This is a genomic window from Vibrio sp. Vb1729 (assembly GCF_033338655.1).
Classification (GTDB): Bacteria; Pseudomonadota; Gammaproteobacteria; order Enterobacterales; family Vibrionaceae; genus Vibrio; species Vibrio alginolyticus.
This window is the reverse complement of the sequence record NZ_JAWOTB010000020.1, coordinates 22,021-41,992: the sequence shown is the minus strand read 5'-3', so window position 1 is coordinate 41,992 and position 19,972 is coordinate 22,021. Positions and strand designations below refer to the sequence as shown.

17 protein-coding genes are annotated in these 19,972 nt (G+C 44.4%); 9 read left to right on the top strand and 8 right to left on the bottom strand.

What is annotated here, in order from left to right; all coding sequences use genetic code 11:
- Nucleotides 1-26 precede the first annotated feature (26 nt).
- Genes R7E29_RS11015 through fhuB form a run of 4 tightly spaced genes read left to right on the top strand, consistent with a single transcriptional unit; the run spans nucleotide 27 to nucleotide 5,850 of the window.
- Nucleotides 27-2,129 (top strand): TonB-dependent siderophore receptor, encoded by a 2,103-nt coding sequence (locus tag R7E29_RS11015; RefSeq protein WP_025768541.1) that lies wholly within the window; start codon nucleotides 27-29, stop codon nucleotides 2,127-2,129.
- 51 nt (nucleotides 2,130-2,180) lie between these two features.
- Entirely contained in the window at nucleotides 2,181-2,966 is a 786-nt protein-coding gene (locus tag R7E29_RS11010; protein WP_017635311.1) for an ABC transporter ATP-binding protein, read from the top strand.
- Nucleotides 2,957-3,886, top strand: coding sequence for an iron-siderophore ABC transporter substrate-binding protein (locus tag R7E29_RS11005; protein WP_054574938.1), 930 nt, complete (start codon nucleotides 2,957-2,959; stop codon nucleotides 3,884-3,886). Before R7E29_RS11010 ends, R7E29_RS11005 begins: the two co-directional genes overlap by 10 nt.
- Complete coding sequence (fhuB, locus tag R7E29_RS11000) at nucleotides 3,883-5,850, top strand: Fe(3+)-hydroxamate ABC transporter permease FhuB (protein ID WP_047103935.1); 1,968 nt, start codon at nucleotides 3,883-3,885, stop codon at nucleotides 5,848-5,850. Before R7E29_RS11005 ends, fhuB begins: the two co-directional genes overlap by 4 nt.
- Before the next feature lie 95 nt (nucleotides 5,851-5,945).
- Here the strand turns inward: fhuB and R7E29_RS10995 are convergent, their stop codons facing one another.
- The 8 genes from R7E29_RS10995 to R7E29_RS10960 form a co-directional block, all read right to left on the bottom strand.
- Nucleotides 5,946-6,794, bottom strand: a complete 849-nt coding sequence (locus R7E29_RS10995; RefSeq protein ID WP_005375171.1) for a mechanosensitive ion channel family protein — start codon at nucleotides 6,792-6,794, stop codon at nucleotides 5,946-5,948.
- A 95-nt stretch (nucleotides 6,795-6,889) separates the two neighbouring features.
- Nucleotides 6,890-8,230, bottom strand: coding sequence for an HlyD family type I secretion periplasmic adaptor subunit (locus R7E29_RS10990; protein ID WP_054576619.1), 1,341 nt, complete (start codon nucleotides 8,228-8,230; stop codon nucleotides 6,890-6,892).
- Nucleotides 8,205-9,923 carry a type I secretion system permease/ATPase gene (locus R7E29_RS10985; protein WP_025768544.1) on the bottom strand — a complete coding sequence of 573 codons (1,719 nt, stop codon included), beginning with the start codon at nucleotides 9,921-9,923 and terminating at the stop codon, nucleotides 8,205-8,207. The genes R7E29_RS10990 and R7E29_RS10985 overlap by 26 nt, the downstream gene beginning before the upstream one ends.
- 152 nt (nucleotides 9,924-10,075) lie before the next feature.
- Entirely contained in the window at nucleotides 10,076-10,666 is a 591-nt protein-coding gene (locus R7E29_RS10980; protein ID WP_005375168.1) for a calcium-binding protein, read from the bottom strand.
- A gap of 206 nt (nucleotides 10,667-10,872) precedes the next feature.
- The gene (locus tag R7E29_RS10975) at nucleotides 10,873-11,529 is read right to left on the bottom strand and encodes a LuxR C-terminal-related transcriptional regulator (RefSeq protein ID WP_031777174.1); all 657 of its coding nucleotides are present in this window, start codon (nucleotides 11,527-11,529) and stop codon (nucleotides 10,873-10,875) included.
- A 228-nt stretch (nucleotides 11,530-11,757) separates the two neighbouring features.
- Complete coding sequence (locus tag R7E29_RS10970; protein ID WP_021707603.1) at nucleotides 11,758-12,426, bottom strand: LuxR C-terminal-related transcriptional regulator; 669 nt, start codon at nucleotides 12,424-12,426, stop codon at nucleotides 11,758-11,760.
- A 246-nt stretch (nucleotides 12,427-12,672) separates the two neighbouring features.
- Nucleotides 12,673-12,873: a restriction endonuclease subunit S gene (locus R7E29_RS10965; RefSeq protein ID WP_005375165.1), complete on the bottom strand. Its 201-nt coding sequence runs from the start codon at nucleotides 12,871-12,873 to the stop codon at nucleotides 12,673-12,675.
- A 56-nt stretch (nucleotides 12,874-12,929) separates the two neighbouring features.
- Nucleotides 12,930-14,846 carry a methyl-accepting chemotaxis protein gene (locus R7E29_RS10960; RefSeq protein ID WP_182016460.1) on the bottom strand — a complete coding sequence of 639 codons (1,917 nt, stop codon included), beginning with the start codon at nucleotides 14,844-14,846 and terminating at the stop codon, nucleotides 12,930-12,932.
- 310 nt (nucleotides 14,847-15,156) lie between these two features.
- Here R7E29_RS10960 and R7E29_RS10955 point away from each other — a divergent pair, with 310 nt between their 5' ends.
- The 5 genes from R7E29_RS10955 to R7E29_RS10935 form a co-directional block, all read left to right on the top strand.
- The gene (locus R7E29_RS10955; protein WP_054578631.1) at nucleotides 15,157-16,113 is read left to right on the top strand and encodes an AAA family ATPase; all 957 of its coding nucleotides are present in this window, start codon (nucleotides 15,157-15,159) and stop codon (nucleotides 16,111-16,113) included.
- Between the two features lie 13 nt (nucleotides 16,114-16,126).
- Nucleotides 16,127-17,053, top strand: coding sequence for a DUF58 domain-containing protein (locus R7E29_RS10950; RefSeq protein ID WP_206225752.1), 927 nt, complete (start codon nucleotides 16,127-16,129; stop codon nucleotides 17,051-17,053).
- Nucleotides 17,054-17,090: 37 nt separating this feature from the next.
- Nucleotides 17,091-17,567 carry a DUF4381 domain-containing protein gene (locus R7E29_RS10945; RefSeq protein ID WP_065275458.1) on the top strand — a complete coding sequence of 159 codons (477 nt, stop codon included), beginning with the start codon at nucleotides 17,091-17,093 and terminating at the stop codon, nucleotides 17,565-17,567.
- Nucleotides 17,560-18,564, top strand: a complete 1,005-nt coding sequence (locus tag R7E29_RS10940; protein WP_050550100.1) for a vWA domain-containing protein — start codon at nucleotides 17,560-17,562, stop codon at nucleotides 18,562-18,564. Before R7E29_RS10945 ends, R7E29_RS10940 begins: the two co-directional genes overlap by 8 nt.
- A partial coding sequence (locus tag R7E29_RS10935) for a VWA domain-containing protein (RefSeq protein WP_318082642.1) occupies nucleotides 18,557-19,972 on the top strand: 1,416 nt, incomplete at its 3' end. The genes R7E29_RS10940 and R7E29_RS10935, both read left to right, overlap by 8 nt.

Sequence of the window (19,972 nt, the reverse complement as noted above, 5' to 3'; positions counted from 1 at the left end):
TAATCATAATTATCGGGAATAGATTTATGCAAAAGAATAACTCACTGACCATCGCTATCCGCAACGCGTTGGTTTGTGCTTTAGCACCTACAGCAGTGGTTGCATTCACAGCACAAGCTCAAGAAGACGTCGTACAAGATGACGTGATTGCCATGGAGACCATAACGGTCACCGCGCAAGCACTTAAAGTAGAAACCCCTGCAGCAGAAACGCCGCGCAGCGTATCTATCATTTCTGAAGATGAACTTCGTGTTCGTGCACCGAAAAAGCTAGATGAAGCATTACGCTACACGTCTGGTGTAACCGCTCAGCCTTATGGCGCAGACAACGACACTGATTGGTTCAAAGTTCGTGGATTTGATGCAGCGACTTACCTAAACGGCAACCGCCTATTCCGCGATGGTTACTACACATGGTTGGTCGAACCTTACGGCCTAGAAAGTGTAGAAGTCGTTAAAGGTCCATCGGCTATTCTGTTTGGTGAATCGGCACCAGGCGGTATCGTGAATGCTGTTCAGAAAAAACCAACGTTTACGCCTCAAGGCGAAGTAAAAGTCGAAGTTGGCAACAACCAACACCAATCCGTAGGTTTTGACATTGCTGACGAAGCAAACGACGCAGGCACTGTGCGCTATCGTTTGGTTGGCTTGATGACAAGCCAAGATGGTGAACTGGACGGCACAAATAACGAGCGTTTCTACCTAGCGCCAAGTGTCGAGTTCGACATTTCTGACCGTACAATGCTGACCGTTTTGGCAACTTACCTTCATGATGACGGTGTACCAACTAACCCATTCTTCCCGGCAGCAGGTACTCTGATTGGTTCTAACTTTGGCAAAATCGATCCTTCGACTAACCTTGGTCAGCCAAACTACGATAAATACGAACGCACGCAGTTTTCTCTAGGTTACTTACTAGAGCACGACATCAATGACACGTGGTCACTCTCGCAAAACCTCAACTACGGTTCGAATGAGTTGTACTTGCGCAGCTCTTACGCGTTCTCAAACAACGATCCAGCGAAAGAAGAGTTAACGCAAGGCATCGTATTCCGTGACGGAAAAAACCAGAGCATCACGTTCGATAACAATGCTGTCGGCAACTGGATGACAGACAACGCAGAGCACACAGTGCTTATCGGTATGGATCTGCAATTCCACAAAACCGATGGCGACGAGCAAGACAACTATGCATTTGGCACTATCAACCCGTGGAACCCAGTTTACGGCAACTTCACCCCTCTTGATCCTGCCAACAACGTGAAACGTGAGATTGAGAAATCTCAAGCAAGTCTCTATTCACAATACCAATTGAAACTGCATGAACAGTGGATTGGTAACATAGGTGCTCGTTACGACTGGGTGAAAACAGAAAACTCTGGCAAGGGCGCTACCGTTGATCAAAGTGAATCTCGTGATGATGGTCAGCTCTCTCTAAGTGCGGGTGTGATGTACCTTGCAAACAATGGCCTGTCACCTTACGCAAACTACTCTCAGTCGTTTGAAGTGATCAGCACTATTGATGCGGCAACCAATGAACTTTACAAACCGCTGGAAGGCGAGCAAGTAGAAGTGGGTGTAAAGTATGAGCCAAGCTTTATGGATGGCTTTATCAACCTTGCATGGTTCGACATCACGCAAAAGAACGCGTTGGTCACTAACCCATCAACATGGATTGCGACACAAACAGGTGAAGTGACATCTCAAGGTATTGAGCTAGAAAGCACGGCGCAGCTAACCGACGATCTAAAACTGATGGCAAGCTACACCTACACTAAAGCGAAAACAGATGAGAGCTTTGGCCAAGGTAAAAAACAAGCCGCACTTATTCCTGAGCATCAAGCGTCTGCATGGGTAGACTACAGCGCCTACAGCCTGATTCCAGGCCTCAATATCGGTACTGGTGTGCGCTACGTAGGTGAGTCAAAAGATAACCCTAAGAGCTCGAACCTAACGGTTCCTTCTGTCACTCTTTGGGATGCGTCAGTCACTTACGACATCACTTCACAGTGGCAAGCACAGCTAAACGTGAACAACATCCTAGATAAAGAGTTTGTTTCAGGTTGCGATTACTGGTGTTACTACGGCCAGTCTCGCTCTGTTATGCTAAACGCAAACTACCGCTGGTAATTGTACTTCTACTCCCCTCTATTGAGGGGAGTTTTCTCCTAAGAGCCATCCATGTTTCAACTGTCTAATATTGAGATCGTGCGAGGTGGACGTCAGATCCTCGGCATCGAACAACTTAACATCCCAACAAATGAGCTAACGGTCGTTTTAGGCCATAACGGTTCAGGTAAGTCGACACTGGTGAACCTGCTTTCTGGTCAAATGCCACCAGATAAAGGCACGGTAACACTAAACGATACTTCCCTTTCATCACTCAAAACCAAAGAGTTGGCAAAGCAGATCGCCTATTTGCCACAAAAGCTGCCCTCTTCGGCTGGTTTAACGGTAGAAGAGCTAGTGCGCTTAGGTCGCTTTCCGTGGCGTGGGGCACTTGGTCGTTGGAAAGCTGAAGACAAACAGATCATCACGCAGGCTATGGAACGAACAGGGGTTACACCTTTTGCTCAAGCTTTGGCGGATGACTTATCGGGCGGCGAGCGCCAACGTGCTTGGGTGTCTATGCTACTGGCTCAACAATCGCCAATTTTAATTCTCGATGAGCCAACCTCGGCGCTCGATGTTCACCATCAGTTTCAACTAATGGCGCTGCTGGCAGAACTGAATCGAACCGAGAATGTAGGCATTATCGTGATCCTGCACGATCTGAACTTAGCACTGCGCTACGCCACCCACATTGTTGCGCTCAAAAAAGGTAAGATTGCCTTTGAAGGCAACGCCGACATGTTGTTAGACGAGGCACGCCTTTCTAAACTATATGAGTCACCAATTAAGCTGATTGAACACCCAAGCCCGGCTAACACATTAGCGAGCCAAAAGGTGGCTGTTGTATGCGCATAATAGCTCGTTTACTTACTGTGGTTACACAATCTGCTTTTCTCCTCGCATTTTTTATGACCAATGCACATGCAGTCATCACCGTTACCGATGAATATGGCGAGCATAGTTTTGAGCAAGCGCCTCAACGCGTTGTAGCCTTAAACTGGGACATCTTAGAACAAGTTTTGGCGCTAAACGTAGAACCAATCGCAGCCCCAAATTTACCAGGCTACCGCCAATGGGTCGTCAATCCAACTGCACCAGAGTCAATTGAAGATATTGGAACCCGAGCAGAACCCAACTTAGAAAAAATAGCCAGTTTGAAACCAGATGTCATCCTTGCTGCATCTCCACAGCAAGACTTGATTCCGTTACTCAAACAAATTGCTCCGGTAATCTATTTACCTAATTTTTCTGAAAATGAGGCCGCAGCTGAAACGGCCATTCGTCACTTTCGTACGCTCAGCAAGCTATTCAATAAAGAGGCACTTGCTGAACAGAAACTGGCAGAATTAGATGCTTCATTTGCGCAGATGCGCCAGCGAATTCGCCACTATTACTCTGCTCCACTCAGCGTTCTTGTGATGCGATTTTCAACTCCGAATACTGTATTACTTGCAACCGAAAACTCCACCACTGACTACGTGGTTAGAAAACTGGGATTACAGGCTCCAATTAAAGAGGACCCACGAGCGTGGGGAGTAAAGCAAGATCGAATCAATCGGCTTCAGGGCCTTCAAAACAGCTACGTTCTCTACGTACAACCTTTCCCAGAAGAACGAAAACTGAAAGAGTCGCCACTTTGGCAAGCGATGCCGTTTGTGAAACAGCAGCGGGTAAATTCAGTCAGAGCAGTGTGGGCGTATGGCGGTGCCATGTCTTTGCAATACACCGCTGAAGCGATTACCGACAGTCTAATAGAGTTGGCACCAGAACAATGAGAACGAAACATTATATTGGTTATCTGGCGCTGATTACGTTACTTAGCGTCTTTAGCCTACAAATTGATACTAATTTATCACTTTTCGAACAATGGCAATTATTAACAAAACCAGAGGTAGCAACCGAGTTTCGTGACGTATTCTTTACGCAAGCGCAACTTCCTAGGTTAAGTATGACCCTGCTTGTTGGTGCCATGCTTGGTCTCACCGGCAGCTTAATGCAGCAATTAACGCAGAATAACCTCACCTCGCCGTTGACTCTTGGCACCTCTTCTGGTGCTTGGCTTGCATTAGTCGTGGTAAACATTTGGTTCGTCGATTGGGTAGCCGATTACTCTGCATTAGCCGCAATGGTGGGGGCTTTAGTGGCGTTTGGCCTGATCGTATCAATTGCAGGCGTGCGTAATATGACAGGTTTGCCGCTGGTCGTTTCGGGGATGGTGATCAATATCTTGCTTGGTTCTATCGCCACAGCCATTATTATTTTAAATGCCCAGTTCGCACAGAATATTTTTATGTGGGGAGCCGGAGACCTTTCTCAATACAGCTGGGATTGGTTTGAGTGGTTATTGCCTCGCTGCGCTATCGCAATCGTAATTTTGATCGTCGCACCACGTATTCTGACCTTAATGAAACTAGGACAAGAAGGCGCAGCAGCCCGAGGCTTAGCGGTATTACCCGCGTTTGGTGCGTTAATGGTGATGGGTATTTGGCTGGTATCTGCCTCAATCACCGCAGTTGGCATTATCAGCTTCATCGGATTACTGACACCCAATATTGCCAGAGCGATGGGGGCAAGAACACCGCGCGACGAATTGATCAGCAGCATGCTTTTGGGCGCAATGCTACTAATCATCACAGACTCTGCCGCTATCTCGCTGAGCTTATGGTTAGAGGAAACCATTCCTAGCGGCGTAGCGGCTGCAGCTATTGGCGCTCCCGCTTTAATTTGGTTTACTCGTAAAAAGCTGACGGCAACCGATCAACTTAACCTTTCAATGAGCCAAGGAAAAACGGCGCTTTCTAAACGCGCGGTATGCAGCATTGCGCTATTCAGTCTGGTTGGGATTCTAGCTTACTCATTCGTTACCCATGGTATAAACGGAATTCAATGGTCTGTGCCAGGTGAGTTCCAATGGCAATTGCGTTGGCCGCGAATGTTAACCGCACTTTCTGTCGGTATTGCGCTATCCGTTGCCGGAATCATTTTGCAACGCATTGTTTATAACCCTCTGGCAAGTCCCGATATTCTCGGTGTGTCTTCCGGAGCCACGTTTGCCATTATTACGACAGGAGTCATCGCTGGGTCGCTTCTCTCCGCATTTAGCTGGGGTATCGCTTTTTTCGGAAGTATGTCCGTATTGATGTTATTGCTGATTATCGGTAAACGAAGCCATTTTAATCCATCTAACTTCGTGTTGTCCGGCATCGCACTAACGGCACTACTAGAAGCTCTTGTTCAATTTTCGCTAGCTCAAGGTTCTGGTGACAGTTACAAAATTTTATTGTGGTTAACTGGTTCAATTTATCGAGTCACAGCCGACACCGCACTGATGTTATGTTTGGCCATAATAGTTCTGCTTGCCGCTGTATTCTCGATTTCTCGTTGGCTAACACTAATTTCCATCGGGCGACAATTCTCAAATGCACGAGGGCTTAACCCTACCGTAGCCAATACGCTTATGCTCACCATCGTTGCTTTGTTATGCGCCTTTTCTACCGCTACAGTTGGTCCAATATCTTTTGTTGGCTTGGTCGCTCCCCATATGGCGATGATGTTAGGAGCAAGAAAAGTGAAAGAGCAACTGTGTGTCGGTGCCTTAATTGGCGCAACCCTAATGTTGTGGGCAGATTGGCTAGGACAAATCGCTATTTATCCAAGTCAGGTCGCAGCTGGCACGTTGGTCGCTATTATAGGCAGCACTTACTTCCTATTTTTAATGCTGAAGAGTAAATTCAGCTAAGTTGGGAATATTGTTACAGCCTAAAAATACGCTAAGAAAAACAAACCCCGCTATTTTGATAGCGGGGTTTGAAATTAAAGGCGAAGTACGATGCTCTATTCTTCTCGCACTACAGGAAAACGTTGCTCATAAAGTTCCATAAAGTCCTTACGAATTAAGTGCTCTAAGTGGTTCGCTTTATCGGTTGGGCAGAAAATCATCACGTGCAGAATTTGTTCACCATTAATGTTGCTAGAAATATGCATATGTGGCTCAGAACCAGGAAGGTCAACACCGGCATGTTTTTCAATCATCGCATTGTAACGATGTGCAACATCAGCAAAGTAACTGCAATGTTCTTCAATTTTATCAGTTAAAATCGGTAGCAGTGGATACAAATTGACGAAGTCTTTCACCACTACAGAAAAGTTGTGGTAAACGTACCGCTTCATGAAGTTGAGGTTCTTTACTGGATAGGTAAAGAACATACTATTAGGCAATGTCGCTGTTTTGCCGGTGTAATGATATTGCCCATGATGCAGGTCGATCTCTTGAATCACCGTCGCCATCATATTGTGCTCAATCACTTCACCGCATAACTTCCCGACCTCAATCCAGTCCCCAACGCGAAAAGAACGTGAACTTGCTCTTTGAATCGAACCCGTAAAACACAAAATGATTTCTTTGGATGCCACTACAATGGCAACGGCAATCGCCGTTACACTCAGAGCAAACTCGTTAATTTCTGATTGCCATAAAATAAATAAAATCAGTAATGTAACAGCAAAGGTGCCATTTTTAGTTCTGGACATCCAACTACGCTGATCTTCTGAGAGAAAAGCGTGATCACCACGAATCATCGATAAAATTGCACGACGAATTAACCACATAATCGCAAAGATCAGTGCGGTAAAAATCAATTTATGAGTGAGAAGAAAATCGACAACTAACTGCACTTTCTCCATTCCACGGCTCCCTCGAATAAAAATACGGCCCAGTAACAGCTAACGATAACAAATTATTTTGTCTGTTGTCCGTGCTCACTCAAGTCTTTTTGAAATTACTCCTCTCTGAAGGCGCGATTCATGCTTTCTGTAATTGGCTTTATTAGGTAGCTCAATGGCGTTCGTGGCTCAGATAAAATAAGCACTTCGGCATTCATACCTGAGGTTAAACGATGTTTTGTCACATCTTCCGGTGAAATTGCAATTCTAGCGAGATAAAAATCTTCTTGGTTTTCTTGCGAGAGCTTATCGGCAGAAATCGTCAGCACTGTACCGTCTAAAGGTGCCAACGTCCGTGCATTCAGAGCGGTCAGACGAACATGCGCTTGCTGGCCTGGATTCACTAAATCAATATCCTGAGGATTAACACGAGCCTCGACTAACAACTTATCGTCTTGCGGGACCAGTTCTAGTAACGTTTCACCCGAGCCAATCACACCTTTTTCGGTAAACACTTGCATGTTGACTACGCGACCAGAAATAGGTGCGTTGATCGTTGTTCTTGCGACAATATCTTGAGCGGAGCGATATTCTTCCCGAATTGCGACAATTTCCGTTTTGGTATTTCGTAGTTCCTCGACAATCTCATTCAGCCTTTCAAGCTTCAACTCTTCAATTTGCGCTAGGTTCTCATCTAACCTTTTTCTAACGGTGAGCGACTGCCTATCTAACTGGCTTAAGGTACTTCTCACCTCCGCTGCTAAGCGCTTGAGTTGAAGTAAAGTAGATTTTCCCGAGAAACCTTTTTGCACCAAGGCTTGGTTGCTGTCTATTTCTTCAGCAATAAAGTTGAGCCGTTCCGTCTCAATCACTTTGGTTTGCTGAAGGTTTTCAAGCTCTAAATTTGCTCCAGAAATACTCTGCTCAATGATACTCAGTTTACTATCAAAGAATCGCTTTCTCGCTTCAAAGATCTTGTTTTGAACCAGTTGTGCTTCTTGTACGATAGCGACACGGGGAATGCTTTCAAGATCATCAGACCATACAATCGTTGGAAGCTCATCAAGCTCCGCACTTAAACGGTTTTCCTTTGCTAGAGTATGGATAAAACGACCACTTAACGAGTCCAACTTAGCCATAGCTTGACGCTTAGAAAGTTGAATTAATAACTGACCTTTTTCGACTAAATCCCCTTCCTGTACATATAGCTTTTCAATAATACCGCCTTCTAAATGCTGAATTTCTTGTCGCTTAGTGAGAACTGACAAATCACCATAAGCAATCGCTGCACTTTCTAATTTGGCTGTTGCAGCCCAGTAGCCAAGACCTCCAAGAAAAACACTTAAGGTCACCACACCAAGTAAAATTGGTTTTCGAAAGCTTAGTCTCGCTTTGGGGCTAAAACGATATACGATCTCGGTAGAACTCTGATTAACGGTTGGCAGTTGATTGCTCATTTCTTACCCTTGGGATATCTGTTCTTTCTTCGCCCATCAAACGTTTTAATACTTCATCTTTAGCGCCGTATAACTTGACTCGGCCGTCAGCCAAATACAACAGCCTATCCATTTGTCGTAACGTACTCGGATTGTGGGCAATGACGATAATCGTTGTACTCTGTGCTTTTAAATGGGCAATCAAACGTTGATACGCAGCCTCTCCCTCACCATCGAGGTTGGCATTCGCTTCATCGAAAATCACAATAGATGGGTCGCCATAAACGGCTCTTGCAAGAGCGATTCTCTGCCTTTCCCCCCCAGATAAACCACGGCCATTTTCACCAATAATGCAATCATAGCCTTTGTTTTTCTTGAGTATTAATTCATGACATCCTGCTAGTTGCGCCGCCTTGATGACTTTAGCGGGGTCTTCTTCTTTAAAGCGCGCGATGTTCTCTCGAATTGTGCCAGGAAATAACTCCACCTCTTGAGCGAGATACCCAAAATGCACGCCGCGATCTTCAGATGCCCATACGGAGACTTCCATACCATCAAGAGTCACTTTACCCGCTAATGGCTTAACCGTACCTAATAGCAGCCGAGCAAACGTCGATTTACCCGTACCAGAAGGGCCAATCACCCCAACAGCAACACCCGGAGGAATCGATAAGCTGAGCGATGAGAGCACTGGTTCAGTTGCTCCAGGGTGGCGATAGGCCAGTCCGGAAAGCTCATAGTGTCCTTTTGGTTTAGGCAGTGGCATATCTGATTCATCTTGGCGCACGATCGCATCGATTTCTTTCAACCTTTTATAGGCGCCTTTAGCAGACATCGCGCTTCGCCACGTGCCTATCGCCTGCTCCATCGGCGATAATGCCCGACTCATTAATATGGAGCTCGCGATCATCGCCCCTGCCGTTATCTCATGTTGGATAACTAACCATGCACCACCTCCCAGTAAAAATATCTGTAATGAGCCACGCACAAACTTAGAAAAGTTAGCCATGTAGATAGACTTACCTGCAACTCGCTCTTCAAGCACATTCACTTCGCTCACGCGCGACTGCCACTTCTCTAAAAATGCATTCATCATCCCCATTGCGAGAATTGAATTGGAGTTTTGCGTGGCTAATTCTGCGTTGTTGATATGAGAAATCGCTCTGACTTCGCTCTCTTGCATTGTTTTACGCGTCATTAGCTCATTAAGTAGACCTAGGCTAAACAATACGATAGATCCAAGTAACGCGATGTGACCTAATATCGGGTGCAATAAATACACAAATAAAATAAACAGCGGTGTCCAGGGCGCATCCAACAGTGGGTAAGGTGCTTGACTGCTCAAAAAGCTTTTGATGTTCTGAATGTCTCTCAGAGTTTGCGAGGTATAACTCTTCCCGGTATGTGATTGATATTGAATCGTGCGCTTGAGCATGAAAGCGGAGAGTTTTGTGTCCATCCAATAACCAAAAGATTTACTCATTTGTGCTCGTGCAATGTCGATGATGGACATGGTTAACAACGCGACAATTACGATGACAGTGAGCAAGAATAAAGTATCGGTTGAGTAGGAAGATATCACTCGGTTGTACACTTGAAGCATGTACAACGGAATCGAGAGAACCAATAAGTTGATAAAAAGGCTAAAAACGATCAGCAAGCCCGCAAGCGTGCATAGTTTTTGTTTCACTTCTTTGAAAACCGTTTTTTGCACGACTACTTCCGTTTAACGTGAAAATTGTAGGCGCCAGAAATACTAGCGCCTAGCTTAAGGTAACCTCAAATCGCTCTAGAGTGTCCGATTAGTTCACCTCAGCATGGCAGAGCCACGCAAACTAATTCACATCCAGAGTTATTTTCAGTCGTTTAGATTACGAACAGATCAGCACCATAGGTGTTGATGTCAGTTTCAGTCACGCCAATAAGTTTCACTGTTAGATCAGCCCCATCGGTAAACACTGCATTCCCAACTGCATCGTAGCTAAAGCTTAAATCACCAAAGTCTGTGACAGAGTCGCTAATGATGTGCAAAGAGTCTTCACCAATGGTGAAATCAACAACTTTGGCTTCGCCATGGCCACCAAACTTATCCGTGAACACAAACTTATCGCCATTGCTGCCGCCAACTAAAACGTTGTCACCAGAACCAGCAACAAGAATATCTTCACCGACACCACCATTTAATTTATTGTCACCCAGCAAACCCAACAGCAAGTCATTACCGGTACCACCGCCGAGGTAGTCGTTTCCTGTACCAGCCCTAAGGATGTCATCTCCAGCACCACCAGTTAGGCGATCGTCGCCGTCGCCGCCGATCACATAATCATTACCGCCACCGCCAACAAACGAGTCATTACCACCAAAACCGATAAACAAATCATCGCCGCCATCGAAATCAGCAAATTGGTTATTTACACCTGCATCGCCTAAATACGTGTCATTGTCACTTGCGCTCATTTTTATTCCCTCTTAGCTTATTAATTGAATAGACCTTCTGTTCCACGTCTGACTAGATTCGTCACGACATGAGAAGTCTAATAGTCAACTGAATAGGAATAAGTTTGAATATGGGATGATATTTCAGACTGACATTTTAATAATAAATATAAAATTTAGTACTTTATAGAGTATTTTCTTTTTATTACAGCAAGTTAATACTAGTACTACAGGTTTCTCTTAGCCCAACTTGTAGCTTGCGTACGGTTCTTTACTTCTAACTTTCTAAAAATATTGTATAGATGTGATTTAATAGTATGCTCGCTGATAAATAAAGAATCAGCGATTTCCATATTTGAACCACCTTCTTTCAACATTTTTAAAACCTGAACTTCACGCCGAGTAAGCTCAACCTCAATAGCAGGTTCGATAATGCTATTTACTTCTCTGCCTCGATAATAATTTACTAGCTGATCAAGTAATCTTCGAGACAGCCAATTATCCCCTTTTATTATTGCTTTTAATCCCTGACAAACCTTGTCCATTGAATCTCCTGGACCAAATATACCTTTTACATGAGGCCAAGAAGCGAGTTCTTCTGTGTCTAAGTCATAACCTAGATTAAGCATTATAGTTCCTAGCACTTTATTACTATCTTTTAAATAAACTAAAGTTTCGGAAGGAATCTCAACTGAAAAATCAACAAGCAAAAAGTAGCGTTCCGGAATGAGTTCATGATAACTAGGGTTTTTAGTATCAATGATCGTTATTTTAGTTTCTGTATTTTTAGAAAGCATTTCCTTAAAGTTTTCACTCTGTAAACTTTGTTGAGTGAGCATTAGGATTTCAGGCTTTTCCATATACTGTTCCATAATGTTTCTCATACTTTCAGTGACTTAACATTCTTAAATTAGTAGTTAATCGTCAGCACTTAGTTTGATATGTAAGTGCTAGTTCACAGAGTAAAGTTATTTGCTACTTTTTTAAATTCTAAAGTTATTAAAAAGAGAACCAAAAAAAGTGTTTCTCATAAAAGAAACACTTTTAACACATTCAGGTCACAGAAATTATTAAGAGTTTACTAAATTAGGCAACCTAATATTGCAATAGCATTACACCGTTAACGAGTTGTCTGAAATATTTTCCTTTGCCCAAATAAGTGCTTGAACTCTATTTTTCACATCAATCTTCTTGAAAATATTATGTAAATGCGTTTTTACCGTATTCTCGCTGACAAATAATTGTTCGGCGATTTGTTGATTGGACGCCCCCATGGAAAGAAAGGTAATTATTTGTTGCTCTCGTTTGGTCAGAATAGCGGAAACATTCTTATTTATAGGTTTGCAATGTCGACGAAGGTAAGTAATGTACTGCTGAGAAAACTTACGGCTGAACCACATATCTCCTTGAAGCACCTTACCAATACCAACTTGCAACGTTTTTATATCATCAGAGGTATAGAAAATACCGGCCAAAGTACGCCAAGCAAAGAGATCTTCTGTCGATATGGATTGCTCACAATTAATTAAGATTTCAAGCGTGTCTTTCTGCTTGGCCGCTTTAAACTCCGCATAACGGCGAAAAATTTCATCCGTGATCACGCTGCAATCAACAATAATGGCTGATGCAAGAGATTCATGTAACACTCCGTGAATCAGATTATCTGGCGTGATTAGAGCAACACTAATACCGAGTTTGGTCTCCAATACATCTTTCAACAGAGATGACTGTAGACTTCCCTCCGTGATTAAAATAACGTTTCTTTTTTTTTGCTGCTCCATCCTGATCGCATTCCCTTGGTCGTTTTTATTGAAATACGCAATAGATTTAGATAGAGCGGTAGTATTGTCAAGTATGAAAATCACTAGTACTAATTAATAACTCATTGAAGTGTCAATAATTTTTAAGTGGCAAGTATGTGAGAGGTATTAGCATTTTTCACACATTAAAAAAGGGAGTATAAACTCCCTTTTTGTGTTTGAGCAGGTGATTTAATCACGCACGTTAGAGGCAAAACACCACCTAACTTAGTGGATTGGAACTGCGTTTTTTTGGTTAAACTTACCAAAGTGTTGTTCTAACACTTCTGGCGTCAGCTTACCTTCCGCTTCCAGCTTTTTCAGCTCAGCGACGATCGCTTTTTGCTCTTCTAGCGACGGCAGTTTTACTTCTGGCTCCTGAGCGGTTTCTTGAGAAATTTGCTCTAGTTCTTTTTCGAAGTCATTCATAGTACTTACCTAAAATTAATGATTGAACTTTTAAACTTCGCCTATTCTATCCAACTCTATAACTTGAAGCTACCAACCATCTTGTCTAAACGAGAAGAGAGCGCTTGAAGATCGCGACTTGCATCCGCCAACTCTTCTGCTGTCGCGGTTGTCATTTCATTTATCGCGTTGATTTCTTCGATATTTTGATTAATGGTATGCACCACCGTGGATTGCTCTTCCGTCGCCGTTGCAACTTGTGTATTACGATCAGAGATGTCGGTGATTCGTTCAGAAATACTGATTAATACCTCGACTGCTTCATCGGTAGAAGTAACCCCTTCTATGGTGACCGCTTTGCCCGCTTCCATAGCACTTACCGCGTCTTGTGCGTCACTTTGAAGCTGATTGATCATGCGCTGAATCTCTTCTGTAGAATCAGCCGTGCGTGAAGCTAGGTTTCTTACCTCATCAGCAACAACCGCAAAACCACGTCCCTGCTCACCAGCACGAGCAGCCTCAATTGCAGCGTTTAGCGCAAGTAAATTCGTTTGCTCAGAGATGTCACGAATTACCCCCAGAATCGAGCCAATATCTTTGGTTGTCGATGCCAACTGCGTAACAACAATATTGGTTGTTTCAACATCATCGGCTAGGCGGCTGATCACCTCTTTTGCTTTCATCACAACTTCTCGACCAGTTTGAGTGTTATCTGAAGCCTGATTTGCCGTATCAGCAGCGGTAGCAGCGTTCGATGCAATTTCACTGATGGTCGCACCCATTTGGTTGATAGCTGCAACTACTTGAATGGTTTGATCACGCTGCTCTTGGCTGTTGTCGTGTGTGGATGTTGCTTTCGTTGACACACTTTCTGCCGCTTGACTTAATGAGCCACTGGTTAAAGCAACCTCTTTCATCGTGGCATGAATCTTCTCAATAAATCCATTAAAGCCTTTTGAAAGCTGAGCAATTTCATCATTACCCTTAATTTCAATACGCTGCGCCAAATCGCCTTCACCTTGCCCAAGGTCGGTAAAACGATCGGCAATCAGTCGGATTGGTTTCGTAATGCTGTTTGCTAACCATACGCCCATGAGGATGAATACAACGGCAACAATGATGGTCGTAAACAGCATTTTTTTAGCTGTCGCATTCAGGTCTGCGAATACTTCATCAACGGGAACCACGCCAATAACAAACCAGTTCATTGAAGGAACATACAAACTAGAAACAAAAGTATCCTGCCCTTCAAACTCCACATTAATTAGGTTGAAGCTATTTTTGTTCAACAGCGCACTTGCGTCACTACCAAATAGTTTAGTGATAGAAGTTTGGTTCTTACCTTGTTGGCGGTGTATTTGAATCTGGCCTTGTTCATTAGTGAGGAACACGTAACCCGTATCTTCAATTTTAAACCCATTGAGCAAAGTAACCATGTCTCCCATAGATTTAGAGAGACCTGACATTGATGTACCATTAAGATCTTGGAAATTGGCAAACATTTTCACTTCGCCATTTGCCTCTTGGAACACACTCACGGACGTTTCTTGACCAGACGACGTAAATCCAAAGAACCAAGCATCTTGCGTTCGGTTAAGTTGACGTAAGAATCCGTTTTGATTCCAGTAATATGCCGTTTGACGATTCGCTACCGACGCATCATTAAGACCATACTGTGATTTAACGTTATTGAGCTGCTGAACCAACTGAACTTCTACTGACGGATCACGGTCTGTATTAGATAGGGCTTCAACAATAAATTCGTTTGTAGCCAGCTGTTTTGCCGCTTGTTGCATTTCGACAACTTCGCGGTCAATTTCGGTATTGATTTGCTGCAACATCGCAGGTAGCTCGATGTCAATAAGACGATGGCTCAATACATCTCTCGCATGACGCTGAGCCATAACACCAACAATGATTGTTGATGCTAGAACAGCAAACGTAATGCCAAGTACAACCTTCTGTTTGATGCTCAAGGAATAAAGTTTCAACATATTCGGACCTTTTAAAAGAATCACTTGTTATTGGCCCCACAAGGGGAATCAGGTGCATATCTCATGACACGCACACCACGGAATCTTTATCGGCTCATATGTACAAAACTAGAGGCATTTCTCATTATATTATGAAAAATAAATGTAACACACTGTCAAATAAGCACTTTCAGAGATAGCACGTACTTGCAATTCTCTGTAGCGTCCCAATATTGAAAAGATAAATTGCAATAGAGCGTTGGAACTTTTTTCACATGGAAAATGACCAATACTCAACACGAAAATCACATGGATACCGAGAGTCCAAAGCATGCATAAATCTAACTTCGAAACTCTTCAGCAATACTTAGAGTCGCAGATCATCGGACAGCAAGATCTGGTAAAGCAACTGCTTGTTGCGCTTCTTGCGGATGGGCATATTTTAGTTGAAGGCCCTCCTGGGTTAGCAAAAACCCGTGCAGTAAAATCACTCTCAGACTGTGTTGAAGGCGACTTCCACCGCATTCAGTTCACCCCAGATTTGCTGCCAGCCGATTTAACCGGCACCGATATCTTCCGTCCCGAAACCGGAGAATTCACTTTCCAATCAGGTCCTATCTTCAACTCGCTTATTCTTGCGGATGAGATAAACCGTGCGCCAGCCAAAGTACAAGCGGCAATGCTTGAAGCAATGGCAGAGAAACAAGTCACAGCAGGTCGTCATACCTACCCGCTGCCAGAGTTGTTTTTGGTTATGGCAACTCAAAACCCGATAGAGCAAGAAGGGACCTACCCCCTTCCTGAAGCGCAGCTAGACCGCTTTTTATTGCATTTAGAAGTGGAATACCCAGATGCGGAGCATGAGCTATCTATCTTGCGTATTAACCGCGGAGAAGCAAAAGGCGAAGCAAAGGTTGAACGCCCAATGTTAAGCCAACACGATATATTCACCGCACGTAAAGAAGTGTTGGATATTCATATGGCGGAAACGATAGAGCAGTACATCGTCCGTTTAGTTATGGCGACACGTCAAGCCAACGAATATGACACTGAGTTGGACAAGTGGTTGTCAATGGGTGTGAGTCCGCGTGCCACCATCGCTCTTGATCGCTGTGCACGTGCGCACGCTTGGCTTGCTGGTCGTGATTTTGTCTCTCCGGAAGATGTTCAAACCATGGCTTATCCGGTACTGCGCCACCGTTTATTATTGAGTTACCACGCTCAAGCGGAAGGCATTACGGCAAACCAGGTCATCGATAAACTGCTAAACCTTGTTGGCAGTGCATAAACAGGTGAGTGATATGTCCGCTACACATTCATTACCACCTCATGCGAATGGGGTGACATTAACCCTTGAAGAGCTGCTCCAATATCGCACTCAATCTGTACGTTGGTTACCACCAGCACAGAGTCTCTGGTCGCAGATGAGTGGTAACCATACCAGTCGCCAAAAAGGGCGAGGTATGGATTTTATGGAGGTACGCCAATATCAACCTGGCGACGATATTCGCAGCATTGATTGGCGAGTCACCGCTAGGACCGGTAAAGCACATACAAAGTTGTTTGCAGAAGATAAAGAGCAAGCGGTCATTCTTTATCTTGATCTAAGTTCTAGTCTACATTTTGGATCTAAGTATGTACTCAAATCCGTTCAATTGGCCCACTTTGCCAGTGTTCTAATTTGGCTAACTCTAGCTAAAAAAGATCGCATCGGCGCAGTGATTGATGACGGACATCAATGTCTTGAATTTCGCCCCTCTTCTTTACAAAGACAAGGGCTGCGGATTCTTAACGCCATAGTCGACATACATAATGCGCAAGTAACTCGTACTGCAAGCAACGACACTCGTACACTGCCGTATGCACAAGTATTGGAGACACTTCATACGCTCACCCCAAAAGGCAGCGAATTGATTATGCTCAGTGATTTTGCCCACGTAACACCAACGGAACTGGCACAACTACGTCGACTCAAACAACACAATAGCGTAAGGGCCGTTCAGTTTTATGATCCGTTAGAAAGAGGCGAAACAGACTTTAGAGGTCAAGTGAAAGCTTCGGATGGGCTGCATAGTCAATGGTTTAACTTTGGCTCTAAAGGACAACGAAGAGAACTCGAAAGCCACTTTACCCAACATCAAGAAACCATTAAGCAGCAGTGCCATTCGATAGCAATTCCATTTAACACGCTATCAAGTGGCCGGCCCTTAATTTCACAATTAAGCTAACAAACTGACAAGCAGTATTTATTAAGCAGTAATAATAATGACAACAAACAACCAAAGCCTAGACCTTGAACCTTTGATTTTGCCAAACGCTCCGGATTGGTTTCCGCTCGCTTGGGGATGGTGGGTGGTGCTTGCAGCCACCTTGCTCTTCGTTTTCGGCATTTGTCTTTATGTGAGATGGCGTAAAAAACACTTACGCGCAAAAAAGACAGCATTAACACTTTTAACTCAACCTACCGCGCCTCATACCCCCTCTTCTGCTCTGGAAATATTGCGCCAGGCAGCATTGAGTTACTTTCCGCGTGAAGAGATCGCACCATTAACCGGAATCGCTTGGTATAAATTTCTCGATAGCCATACCAAAGAAAGTCGATTCGTAGACAAACAACATCAGTGGCAAGAAGCGTTGTATCAGAATTCTTCCCAAGGGCAGCATCAAAGCTTGGTAGACGATTGTGTCTTTTGGATAACCTACGCTTTGCCACCAAAGAAAAAGGCAAATAACCGTGACTGAGCAAACACTCATAACCGATCTTGCCCAATGGCTAAACATTGAATTTGTCTGGTGGTGGGCACTGTTTTTGTTGCCCATCCCATGGCTGGTATACAAGTTCCTGCCACAAGAATCTCAACAAGCCGAGATCAAATTGGCGTACTTACCAACCAATGAGAATCGCAGCAAGCCTAAGCAAGCGCTGCAAAAAGCACTTTCAATCGCGATCTGGGGCCTTCTTGTCGTCGCTTGTGCGCGTCCAGTTTGGTTTGGCGATCCCGTTGAATTCCAACCCAAGTATCGGGACTTGATGTTAGTCGTCGATCTGTCCGGTTCGATGCAGCAGGAAGACATGGAACTCAACGGCGAATATATCGATCGCCTCACAGCAGTCAAAAAAGTTCTGTCTGATTTCGTAGCAAAGAGAAAAGGTGACCGTCTCGGAGTTGTTTTGTTTGGCGACCATGCTTATTTGCAAACACCACTCACTGCAGACCGCAAAAGCGTCATGCAACAGATTAATCAAACCGTCATCGGCTTGGTTGGTCAACGAACCGCCATTGGTGATGGTATTGGGTTAGGCACAAAAACCTTTGTAGACAGTGATGCTCCCCAACGAGTCATGATTTTGCTCAGTGACGGCAGCAATACTGCAGGGGTGCTCGAGCCGCTAGAAGCAGCGGAAATTGCGAAAAAATACAACGCCACTATTTACACCGTGGGCGTGGGCGCTGGTGAAATGATGGTGAAAGAGTTTTTCATGACTCGCAAAGTCAACACCGCAGCCGACTTAGATGAACAAACACTGACTAAAGTGGCAGAGGTGACAGGTGGACAATATTTTCGAGCGCGAGATACGGAAGAGCTCGAAAAGATTTATGACACCATCAACCAGCTAGAACCCGTATCTAGCGACACACAAACTTGGCGCCCACAGTCTGAATGGTTTCCATATCCATTAAGCGCTGCATTTGTATTATCGGTATTGTTATTCCTATTAAGGAGAAAACATGGCTGAGTTTATTTTCCTCAATCCTTATTGGCTTTTGGGGCTCATCGTGATCCCTATAGCACTCTTGCTTAATCACAAATTTAGAGCCCAAAAGTCCACACTGATTGCCCCTCACCTATCGCGGATGCTCGGACAAAACACGCAGTCTAAGCATTACTTCACTCTATGGGGTTTAGCTTGGGCAATAACTTGCATTTCATTAGCGGGGCCAAGCTGGCAGTCCAATGCTCGACCAAGCTTTGAGTTAAACCAAAACCGAATCTTGGTGCTTGATATGTCTCGCTCTATGTTTGCTACAGACATCAAACCCAATCGGCTAGCACAAACACGTTATAAGGCGCTCGATTTGCTGCCTAAATGGAAAGAGGGAGCCACTGGACTTATTGCTTACGCTGGTGATGCCTATAACTTAAGTCCACTGACAACTGATTCCAGTACGCTTGCGGGCATTATCGAAAATTTGTCGCCAGAGCTGATGCCTTTTCAAGGGGCAAACCTGCCTGCCGCGATTGAACTTGCGATCAACCAGTTTTCTCAAGCCGGCACGCAACAAGGCGATATCATCGTGTTAGCGGATGATCTTGATACGTCAGAGCTGTCTCGCGCGTTAGATTTAGTCCAAGGTACAAAGTTTCGCATTTCTGTTCTTGCCGTCGGGACTCCTAACGGTGCGCCTATCGCGCTGCCCGATGGCTCTCTGCTAAAAACTGCACAAGGCACAACCGTCGTAGCGAAAACAAATCTGAAAAATCTACAAACGCTAGCGAATAAGACTGGTGGCCTATTTGTTCCTATTCAACACACCAACCGTGATGTTGAAAACATCGCGGCCTTTACTAATAACATTGGTAGCCAGCTTTCTGCGACCCAAAGCGAAGAAGTTAAAACTGATTCTCGTCTCAACAGTGGCTTTTGGTTACTGCCGTTGTTACTTCTTCCTGCGGCTTTACTGTTTCGACGTGGCCTGATTTGGATGGTAGTTGCGACTGTAGTCCCAGTAACGTGGACACCGCATGCAGAAGCTAATCCGTTCTTAAATGCCGACCAACAAGGAGCGGAACTCTACAAGCAAGGTGAGTATGAACAGGCGCAAAACCTATTTACAAACCCAAGCTGGAAAGGAGCCGCCAGTTATCAAAAAGGTGACTACGAAGCCGCTATCGAAGCATTTTCTCATGATGCCTCCCTTAACGGCCGCTATAACCTCGCCAACTCGCTCGCTCAAAATGGTCAATTAGAAGATGCGGCTGATTTGTATAAAAAACTGCTAGAGGAAAAGCCTAACTTTGAAGCCGCGAAGAAAAACCTATCGGTTGTAGAAGAAAAGCTAAAACAGCAACAGCAACAGCAACAGCAACAGCAACAGCAACAGCAACAGCAACAGCAACAGCAACAGCAACAGCAACAGCAACAG